Genomic DNA, 9,955 nt, shown 5'->3' with positions numbered 1-9,955 from the left:
GTGTAGATGCCGTGGTCCCAGACCTGGTACGGCCAGCCGTCGAACGGCTCACCCCGCACTGCGGCGGCGAAGGAGCGGCCGTCCCACCGCGAGGGCACCGGCAGGCCGAGAAGCTCGCACAACGTCGGCGCGAGGTCCATGCCGTAGATCAGGCGGTCGCAGCGGCGGGGCTCGGCCGTCACCCCCGGCCAGCGCACGATCATGGGGATGTTGTGCACCGCCTCGTTGGCGATGCCGTGATCCATGTACTGGCCGTGCTCGCCGAAGGAATCGCCGTGGTCGCCGCTGACGACGATGGCGGTGTCGTCGAGGATGCCCAACTCGTCGAGCAGGTCGAGCACCTGGCCGACGTGGTCGTCCGCATATGCGATGGCCGCGTCGTAGCCGTCAACCAGCAGGGCGAAGTCATCGCGCGTGCGGATCGCGTCGGGCATGTACGGCACCGGGCGCGACAGGCCCTTGCCGGGGCCGCCTTCGTAGCCGGTGTAGAGGTCAACCGCGGAGCGCGGGCCATAGAAGGATTGATGGGCGTCAATGGTGTCCTGATCCGGCCACGCCGGCGCCGGCTGGCCGCGGAACTTCTCCGGCCAGTCGCCGGGCAGGCGGTACGAGGAGTGGATGTCCCAGTAGTGGAGATGGACGAACCAGTTGTCATCCCTGCCGTGCGCGCGGAGCCAAGGCAGGAAGGCGGCGTTGACCTCGTCGGCACGCTCCTGGCCGCGCTTGCGCGTGAAGGTGTGGAGCTGCTCCCAGCCCGCCGTGAACCACCAGGCGTTGTGGCGGTCGTGGAAACAACTGAAGCTGACGGTTTTCATGCCGCGCTGCCACAGCTGCATGGGGAGCATCGGGCGCTCCATGTCGCGCCAGTGGCAGCGGTAGATATCGTGATGGCGATACAGCTCGCCGGGGCCGTGGTGGGCGACGACGCCGGTGTTGAAGCCGTGGCGGCCGAAGAACAGGCTGGCGCGCGAGGGGACGCACGGGGAGTTGGCGCAGTAGCAGCGAGTGAAGGACACGCCTTGCTGCGCGATGCGGTCGAGGTTGGGGCTGGTGCTGCGCGGGTATCCGTTGCAGCTCAGGTGGTCGGGGCGGCAGCAGTCCAGGTCAATGTAGAGCACTCGCATGACGGCGTCTCCTCTTCCGGATCGCGCAGGGGCGACGGGACAACCCGTCGCGGCAAGCCCCGCCGGTCCAGGGCGCGCGGGGCTTCCCGGTCTTTTCGGCTCGCAGCGGGCTGCATCCTACCGCAACGAGCGGCGCGCAAGAAGATGAGCAGCGCCGCGCGGCGAAGCAGTACGGGCAGCACGGAGGTCACGACTCTGCACCGGACATCTTTCATCGCAGCGGCGGCGTGCGCGGCCTGGGTCATCGCGGCGGGCGCCGCCGGGAGCACATCCATGGCGAACAACATCGCGGCCCTGGAGGTCACGGACGCGCGCTCGTGGGCCTTCACCGCCCAGGGCGAGTACGAAGGCCGCGCCGACCGGCGCGCGCTGTTCATCATCACCCATCCCTGGGCGGCGGCGGGGGCCGGCGATTTCGGGATGATCGAGCGCGAGGCGATGATCCCCGCGGATTGGAAGCCGCCGTATCGCGTGCGCTTCTACTGCGCCGATGATTACGTCAATGACGAGTGGCGGCCGAAGGCGGACGACTGGCTCGGCGGGGAGGGGTTCGGGGGACACCGGTTCAAGCAGGTGCTGGTAAACGGGCAGGTGGTGTGGGAGAGCGATGTCGCGGACGCGGAGGGGCCGCAGGTGCAGACGCGCTTCGAGGTGGACCTGACGCCGTACTGCCAACCGGGCGAGCCGTTCCGCCTGGCGCTGCGCGTGCTGGACAAGGTCGGGACGGCGACAAAGCTGCCGCAGGACTTCCACCACATCGGTTCCACGGAGGCGCACGTCGAGAAGGCCGACGACCCCGCGCGGTTCATGACCCACGTCTATTGGGGCGACCTGGCGCTGCTGCGGGGGCGGGTGAGCGCCGAGGCGCTGGCTCGCTTCGAGCGGCGGCCGTCGGAGGACGTGGTCGAGCGGGTCCACGCGGAGCGCCGGCCGCTGCGGCCGTTCGGCACCGCGCGGCGCGGGCCGGCGAAGCTGACGCTCGAAATGGCGGACGCGATCCCGCCCACGGGATTCCCGGTGACCTGCGGCGTGCCGCTGCCGGCGGGGCGGGTCACGGAGTTGGATCACATCGCGCTGCGCGATCCGGCGGGGAGACTCGTGCCGCTGCAGGCCGCGAGGTTGAACCGCTGGGCCGATGGGAGCGTGCGATGGGCGCTGCTCGATTTCATTGCGCCGGCAGGCGCCGCGGCGGAGCCGTGGCGCGTGCACTTCGGATCGAAGGCAGGATCGGCGCCGACGCCCGCGCAGGTGGTTCGGGTGCGGCGGTCGGCCGGCCGCGTGCGCATTGACACCGGCTTGGTTGCGATCGCAATGAGCGGCGAGCGCGGCCGCCTGATGGACAGCATTGCGTTCGCCGGATCGCGCCGGCGGGTGGCCGGGCCGCTGACCGGAGAGATCGTCGCGCGGCGCGAAGGCGGCGATGTGCGTTACGTTCCCGAGGTCGCCGGCGTGGCGGTGAAAGCGCGAGGGCCGGTGCGCGCAACGGTTGAGGCGACCGGGCGATTCGTCGCGCGCGATGATGCCGACGATGCCCTGGGGCGATTCGTGTTTCGCTTGCACGCGTACGCGGGGCAGCCGTTCGCGCGCGTCTTCCTGCGCATCTTCAACGACACCGACGAGACGCTGCGCATCACGCGATTCGGGCTGACGCTCGAAACGCGCGGCGAGGGCGCGGTGTGGAGCGGCGACTGCGAGCCGCTGGCGCCGGGGGACGAGGTCGCCATCACGCAGGAGACGGCGGATCGCTTCACGGTGACGCAGGGCGCGCAGGAGGTCGGCGGTGGCGAGCATTCGCAGGGCTGGGCGGCGGCGGCGGGTGATGAGGCGGTGGTCGTCGTCGCGGTGCGCCGGTTCTGGCAGCTGTTCCCGAAGTCGCTGCGCGCGGCGGGCGGGCGCACGAGCGTGGATCTCTTCGCGGGCGGCGCGGAGGGCGGATGCTACGAGCCCGTGCCGGGCGAGGCGAAGCGGCACGACGTGCTTCTGGCGTTCCTGCCTCCCGATGCGGCGCGCGCCGATGCCGCGGGCATCGTCAACGCCTTCGCGCGACCGCCCAGGCTGTCCTCGTCGGAGTGGTTCTGCTCCTCGGGAGGTTTGGGCCACGCCGCTCCGCACAGCGCGAGCGAGTTCGCGGAGCTGCACGCATACCAGCAGCAGACCTACGGCGAGGTCGGCCCGACCGTGCTCAACGGGGCGCTCGGCATGCGCGACTTCCCCGATGCGACGGGCTACACGGGCAACCCGGAGGCGTGGCGCAACAACTACTACGACATCATGCAGGGCACGCTGAGCGAGTACCTGATCGGCGGTGATGCGCGGTGGTTCGACCGCGGCGAGGATCAATGCCTGCACTGCATGGATGTGGACACGTGCCACGGGCGGGCGGATCATCCGGAGTGGCTGGGCGTGCTCTACGCGCCGGGCGCGAACCACACCAGCTCGTGGTGGTCGGCGATGCTGCGCGCGGAGGGGATGGACACGTACTACCGGCTGAGCGGTGATCCGGACGCGCTGGCGGCGTTTCTCGGCGTGGCGGATTTCATCGTGCGCGAGAATGCCGGCATCGGCAGCCGGTCCGTGCGGGATCACGCGGGCGCGCTGATCACCCTGACGCGCGCGCATGACGAGACCGGGGATGCGAAGTACCTGGCGGCGGCGCGGCGGCTGGCGCGGGATGCGCTATCGCGGATTGACGCGCGGCGCGGGTGCTACTCCGAGGTGCACGGCAACTACAACTACCGCGGCAACGTGCCGTGGATGTGCGCGCAGTTGATGGAGCCGCTGTACCTCTACTACCGGCAGAGCGGGGACGTCGCCGCGGCGAAGGCGGTGGTCGGGCTGGCGGAATCCATCATGGAGGACAACACGGGGTCGGAGGGCCCGGGTGACTACCTGGGCTACTCGCACAATCCGCACTACGGGAAGCACAGCGGGTACAACGTGCTGATTGCGCCGGCGGTGGGCTACGCGTGGGAACTGACCGGTGACGAGGCATTTGCGGCGAGCATGCGGGATGCGTACGAGCGGACGATTGCGGAGAAGTCGGTGAACTGGATCGCGAACTGCTACTGGAACACGCCGACGCTGCTGTACTACCTCGACCGGCTGAGGCACGGATCGGCGATCCCGTAGCGGCGGCCGTCAGCGGCTCGGCGGCCAAAGGGGCCAATCCGCGGATGAGTGGCGATGAGACCATCCGCCCCTACGGTTCGCGGGGTCGGCGACCTCGCGGCCAGGAGGTTGCGCAAGCGAGCATCCACGCCTTGGGCGCGCAAGCTTCGCCAAGGCTTCGGAGCCCAAGGGACGGTTGCGCCACCAAGTTGTGGGGGTTCGCGCAGTCAAAGGCGGAGCGAAGGGCCTCCGGCGTGGTTGCGCATTCCTTGCCGAGAGTCCTCGCTCCGCTCGGAATGACAACCGTTCGGCCCTAGCGGAACACCATTGGGGTCAAGCGCTGTTGAAGTTGCTCCGCTCCACGATTTCGCGCAGGCGGGCGGGGAGGTGTTTGGGCGGGCGTGGGATGGGGCAGATGCGGACGCAGTCGCCGCGGATCGGCGCATCGGCCCGGTCGCGCCGCCGGCTCTGGCACAGCGGCGCGTCGGTCCTGGCCGGCGTGTCTATGAAGATCCGCGCCCGGTCGTCTTTCTCGACGGAGCGGTAATCCACCACCGCCGGATCGTCCCTCATGGTGATGCAAGCCATGATGCAGGCGTCGAGGCACAGGCGGCAGCGGTCGCGCAGGCAGATCGGTTCCGCGATCAGCGGGTCGGGAGTCAACTCGGCGTCGGTGACGATTGAGTTGAAGCGCTGCCGCGGGCCGAACTCCCTGGTCAGCACGAGGTTGTTGTAGCCGAACTCGCCGAGGCCGGCCCGGGTCGCCGCGTGGCGATGCGAGAACGGGCCGGAGGTGTGGCGCAGCGGGGAGTACTTGTCCGCCCATTCCCGCGACGGGCCTTCCCAGATCTCCTGCTCGGTGAGCCCCTCGACGCGAGGATGCAGTCCCGTGGTCGGAAAGATCATGGCGTCGTACCCCTGACTGAGCAGGTACTGCCCGACGACCTGCCCGATGGACTCGAGCATGACGTCGTGGACAAAATGCCCCACGCGGCCGTAGAGCGCTTCGAGATACGGCCGTTTGGCGTGCGGTGGGATCATCGCCAGCTCGCGGTCGGCGAGTACCGCCGGGGCATCCATCACGGGATTCAGAATGGGCTGCGCGATTGAGATGACCGATCGCGCCTCGGGCAGGAAATCCCTGGGGTCACTGCCGCCGGGTGCGGCGTCGTGGAGCGGCGGCAAGGGATCGAAGCGCTCCACCGGGGCGATGCCGACGAGCGCGGCGCCGTGCTGCCCGGCCAGCTGCTTGATCGCTGCGGCCAGCTCGATCACTTCTGATGCCTGGGCCATGTCTTCGTCCTCGCTGCGGCGGATCGCGTCAGGGCTCGTCGGGTGATGCGGCGGCCGGCCGATCCGCTCGTGCCGCATACACATTCCACGGCGGGCGCGTGATGGCCTACTTGCCGCGTCGGCGGCGGACGGCGGACGCATCGGGCGCAGGCACCGAAGGGCGCAGGGGTGAAAGGACAACGCGCGGCGTCCATCGGAATATGAGGGCGGGACGATGGCGTTCGCAGGCGCGGGGTCGGGGACGGCACGCCGCGCCCGCGGCCGGCAGCGCTGTGGGTCTGAGAGGAGCCGTGCATGGGCTATTCGCTGCTTCTTGTCGCCGTGATACTCGCCGCGGTGGACTGGGTGGGCGTGGCCCGCGAGGAGAGACGGCTGGAATACGCGTTCAAGCCGCTGGTGATGATCGTTCTCCTTGCGTGGCTGTGGCAGGCAACTGGGCTGCGCGGGTGGGCGGCGTGGTTCGCGTTCGGCGTCGTGTTCTCGCTGGCGGGGGATGTCTTCCTGATGCTGCCGCGCGACCTGTTCCTCGCAGGGCTGGTGTCATTCCTGCTGGCCCAGGTGGCCTATGCAGTGGGCTTCAACCCGACTCTCCCTGCGCTAAACCTCGGGGCTTTGCTGCTGGCGGCGGTCGTGGCCGCGTACGCATCGTGGATCTACTTGCACTTGTCGAGAGGGCTGAGGGCCCGCAATGAAGCGGGCCTGGCTGCGCCGGTTCTGGTGTACGCCGTGGTGATCAGCGCGATGGTGCTCTCGGCGTTGCTGACGTTGATGCGCCCGGAGTGGAATCGCGTGCACGCGCTGATCGCGAGCGCAGGCGCAGTTCTGTTTCTGGCGTCGGACAGCATGCTTGCCTGGGACCGATTCGTGCGACCGTTTCCGGGCGCGCGGTTGAAGGTCATGGTGACGTACCATCTCGGGCAGGTCGGAATCCTGGTGGGAGCGGGACTGCACCTCGCGGCGCTGAACTGATCGCTGCCGGGGCACCGATGGCGGCGGGCGGGACTGCTGGTGGTGTGCGCCAGTCCTGACGGCGGACGGCTCGCCTGCATCACGGCGCGGCGGCGCCGTCGTTGCCCCCGGCGCGGATAGTCTTCATATCCCTCAGCCACTCCGCGCAGTGCGCGGCTCCGGCGACCGCGCGCACGGCCTCGATGTCATGGCCCATTTGCCGCAGCGCCTGGATGACATCATCCCCTGCGGACTCGGTAAGCTGCACCGGTTCCTTGAACTCGACGTGCATGCGCGGGGCGGCCGCCGCGTCGTAACCGCCGGCGCCGTAATCCACGATGCGCTGCACGAGCTGAGCGGCGACGCTGATGATCCTCCGCCCGCCGGGGAGGCCGACGGCGACGTCGCGGTTGGGCAGGCACACGATCATCGGCGCCATGTTGTTGAGCGGGCGCTTGCGCGGCGCGATCGAGTTCGCGCGCCCGGGCCGCGGGTCGAGGCGGCACATGGCGTGACCGAGAATGATGCCCGTGCCGGGCACGGTGACGCACGAGCCGAAGGCGCCGCCCTGGGTGATGGTCGCGGCGACGAGGTTGCCGTCGGCGTCGGCGGTGGAGAGGTGCACGGTGCCGCCCGTGGCGTCGGTCAGCAGATCGGGCGCGCGGCGATCCACGTGCGCGGGCATCTGCCTGATCGCCTCGACCCGGCCCGCCGCGTAGCCCTTGCTCAGCAGACTGTGGACGGGGACGTCCACGGATTCGGAGTCGGCGAGGTAGATCAGGCGGTCGCGCCAGGCAAGCTTGAGAATCTCGGCGAGGAGATGCCAATAGCCGACGCTGTTGTCCTCGGCGGGCGGGAAGCACTCCAGCATATTGAGCACTTGCAGCGAGGTGAGCCCGCCGTTGGAAAGGATGGATCCGTGGACCGTCGCGCCGCGGTAGGTCGTGGTGAGCGGTTCCGCGACCCGGGGCTCGTATCGGGCCATGTCCTCGCGGGTCAGGATGCCGCCGGCGGACTGGAGGTAGTCGGCGATGGTTCGCCCGAGTTCGCCCTGGTAGAAGTCACGCCACCCCGCCTCGGCGAGGCGCGCGAGGGTTTTCTCCATGTCGGGCCGATGCCAGGTGTCGTCTTTTTCGGGGAGTTTGCCGTCGGGCATGAGATGCTCCGCCGATGCGGGGAACCGACGGATGACATCCTGCAGACTGCCGATGGCGTGGGCGACGCTGCCGTAGGGGAAGCCGGCGCCGAGCAGTGCCAGCGACGGCTCGACGATGTCGGGCCATGTGAGGCACCCCCAGCGTTCCCACAGCGTGCCCATGCCCGCCATCATGCCGGGGACGCCGACGGCGAGCGGCCCGTGCACGTTGGCGTCGTCCGTAACGCGGCAGGCGTACTCGGCGCGGTTGATTGCATGGCCCGTTTGCGCGCCGTTTGCGAGGGACGCGACGTCGAACATGCGCTCATGGGCGGCGGCGGGAGCGCGCGCGTTGGCGTCGAGGCACCACACCCGGCCTGACTCGCGCTCCAGCACCATGGCGCACAACCCGTAGCCGCCGACGCCGGTCATGTCGGGCCGGAGCATGCAGCACGCCATGGCGGTCGCGGCGGCCGCGTCCATGGCGTTGCCGCCGCGCGCCAGGATGCGCGCGCCGATGCGCGCCGCCTCGTCCGGGCCGATGGCGACCGCGCCGCGCGCGGAGGTGACTTCCGGTCCCTGTTGCATAGGCGAAATCCTCTTGCCGATGGTGCTACTGCGGCCCGCGAGGTTCACGTTCTCGGTCGCCGGCGCGTGTCCTCTCGCAGCGCCCGCCGTGCTGCGGCGGTCCGCCGCGAGCCCGCGTAGGTTGACGGCGCGGCGGCGTCGAAGACTCCCGGCGATGAGCGCGGTGGCGCTGCGTCCGCAGTTGCGGGCAAGGAGTGCGCGTCATGAGGCGATGCTTGTTGGCGGCGGCGTTACTCATTCTGATGGGAGCGGCAGTGATGACTGATGAGGCCCAGAGGAAGCTTCCGGAGACCCCGCAGCTATTCGTTGACCTGGAGCGGGTCGCGAACGCCCACCCCTCGGGGCGAGCCAAGCGGATGCGCGGCGTCGAGCGCGTGTTCCACCAGGCGGTCAATCATCCGCATCCGGTGCTCGCGCCTGAAGCGGCGTGGGAGCGCCGCGGGTTCACGTGTTCCGTGATTTACGACGCGGAGGAGCGGTCGTTTAAGATGTGGTACCTCACAGCGCTCGAGGACGGCCGTCACGTCACGTGCTATGCCGTTTCGGAAGACGGGATCAACTGGCGCCGGCCGGAGTTGGGCCTCCACGAGTATCAGGGCAGCACGGCGAACAACATCGTGATCCCGGCCGACTACCACGACGGCATGGCGCACTGGGAGTCGGTGCTTAGAGATCCGCTGGAGCGGGATCCCGCGCGTCGCTACAAGGCGCTGGGCTGGTCGAGCTACGACTGGGACGGCCCGCTCGCCGGGATCTACACGGCGGTGTCCGGCGACGGGCTGAGATGGACGCACACGCCCGAGCCGGTGTTCCGCTTCCATCCGCGCCCGGGGAGCGATGACCTCGGCCCGGTGGGCGACGCGCACTGCCTGATGATCGACACGCTGAGGAACCGCTACGTGGCGTTTCTGCGGCACCTCCCCCACCGCGCCATCAGCTACAGCACGGACTTCGCGCACTGGACGCAGCCGGAGACCTTTCTTTGGACGCGGCACTACGAAGAGGAGTTCTACAACAACTCGGGGTTCGTCTATAGCGACCAGTACCTGGGCCTGCTGTCCATTTTCGATCTCAACCCGAAACGCCACGAGCTGAACTGCTGGCTGATGTCGAGCCGCGACGGCCGGCGCTGGGAGCGGTGTCCCGCGGACGCGCCGGTGATTGCGTGCGGCGGCGCGGGCGAGTGGAGTCGTTTCATGTCGTGGAACGGCGGGTCGCCTCCGATCCGAGTGGGCGACCGGCTGTACTTCTACTACCGCGGATCGGCGCGACGCCACGGCCCGTACGAAGGGGAGGACAACTGCGACGCGCCGGTATGCGTGGGATTGGCGACGCTGCGCGCGGACGGCTTCGCATCGCTCAATGCGAGCTTCGACGGCGGCGAGGTTATCACAACGCCCTGGGTGATTGACGGGGGCGAGCTGCTCCTCAACGCCAAATGCGACTACGGAGAGATTTGCGTAGAGCTGCTCGATGAGGCGGAGCAGCCGGTGCCGGGATACGCGCTGGGTGACTGTATTCCGGTTCGCGGCGACGGCACCGACCTGGCGGTGCGGTGGAAGGAACGGGCCGACCTGTCCGCTGCGGCGGGGAAGACGGTGAGCCTGCGGGTTCATCTCAAGAACGCGCGGCTGTACTCCTATCGCTGCGGCAAGTGAACGGCGACGCCGCACGTGCCGGCTTCGTTTCGGCGCGAGATCCGCAGAAGCGCAGGCGTGGGATGGATGGAGCGCACTCATCGGTGCGGGCGATCGCGGGG

The 9,955-nt window shown here is 69.2% G+C and carries 6 protein-coding genes; 3 read left to right on the top strand and 3 right to left on the bottom strand.

The window, feature by feature from the left end:
* Window positions 1–1,124: sulfatase (locus JSV65_02390; GenBank protein UCH35221.1), on the bottom strand; the 1,124-nt coding region annotated here is incomplete at its 3' end.
* Between the two features lie 273 nt (window positions 1,125–1,397).
* On the opposite strand from JSV65_02390, the gene JSV65_02385 reads away from it, so the two are divergent.
* Window positions 1,398–4,253 (top strand): glycoside hydrolase family 127 protein, encoded by a 2,856-nt coding sequence (locus tag JSV65_02385; protein ID UCH35220.1) that lies wholly within the window; start codon window positions 1,398–1,400, stop codon window positions 4,251–4,253.
* Between the two features lie 312 nt (window positions 4,254–4,565).
* Here the strand turns inward: JSV65_02385 and JSV65_02380 are convergent, their stop codons facing one another.
* Window positions 4,566–5,525, bottom strand: a complete 960-nt coding sequence (locus JSV65_02380) for an epoxyqueuosine reductase (protein ID UCH35219.1) — start codon at window positions 5,523–5,525, stop codon at window positions 4,566–4,568.
* Window positions 5,526–5,819: 294 nt separating this feature from the next.
* Here JSV65_02380 and JSV65_02375 point away from each other — a divergent pair, with 294 nt between their 5' ends.
* On the top strand, window positions 5,820–6,494 hold the full coding sequence (locus JSV65_02375) for a lysoplasmalogenase (protein ID UCH35218.1): 675 nt from the start codon (window positions 5,820–5,822) through the stop codon (window positions 6,492–6,494).
* A gap of 79 nt (window positions 6,495–6,573) precedes the next feature.
* Here the strand turns inward: JSV65_02375 and JSV65_02370 are convergent, their stop codons facing one another.
* Window positions 6,574–8,196, bottom strand: coding sequence for a gamma-glutamyltransferase (locus JSV65_02370; GenBank protein UCH35217.1), 1,623 nt, complete (start codon window positions 8,194–8,196; stop codon window positions 6,574–6,576).
* A 203-nt stretch (window positions 8,197–8,399) separates the two neighbouring features.
* Here JSV65_02370 and JSV65_02365 point away from each other — a divergent pair, with 203 nt between their 5' ends.
* The gene (locus JSV65_02365) at window positions 8,400–9,854 is read left to right on the top strand and encodes a hypothetical protein (protein ID UCH35216.1); all 1,455 of its coding nucleotides are present in this window, start codon (window positions 8,400–8,402) and stop codon (window positions 9,852–9,854) included.
* Window positions 9,855–9,955 lie beyond the last annotated feature (101 nt).

Source organism: Armatimonadota bacterium, assembly GCA_020354555.1.
Taxonomy (GTDB): Bacteria; Armatimonadota; Hebobacteria.
This window is presented reverse-complemented; position numbering and strand designations above follow the sequence as displayed.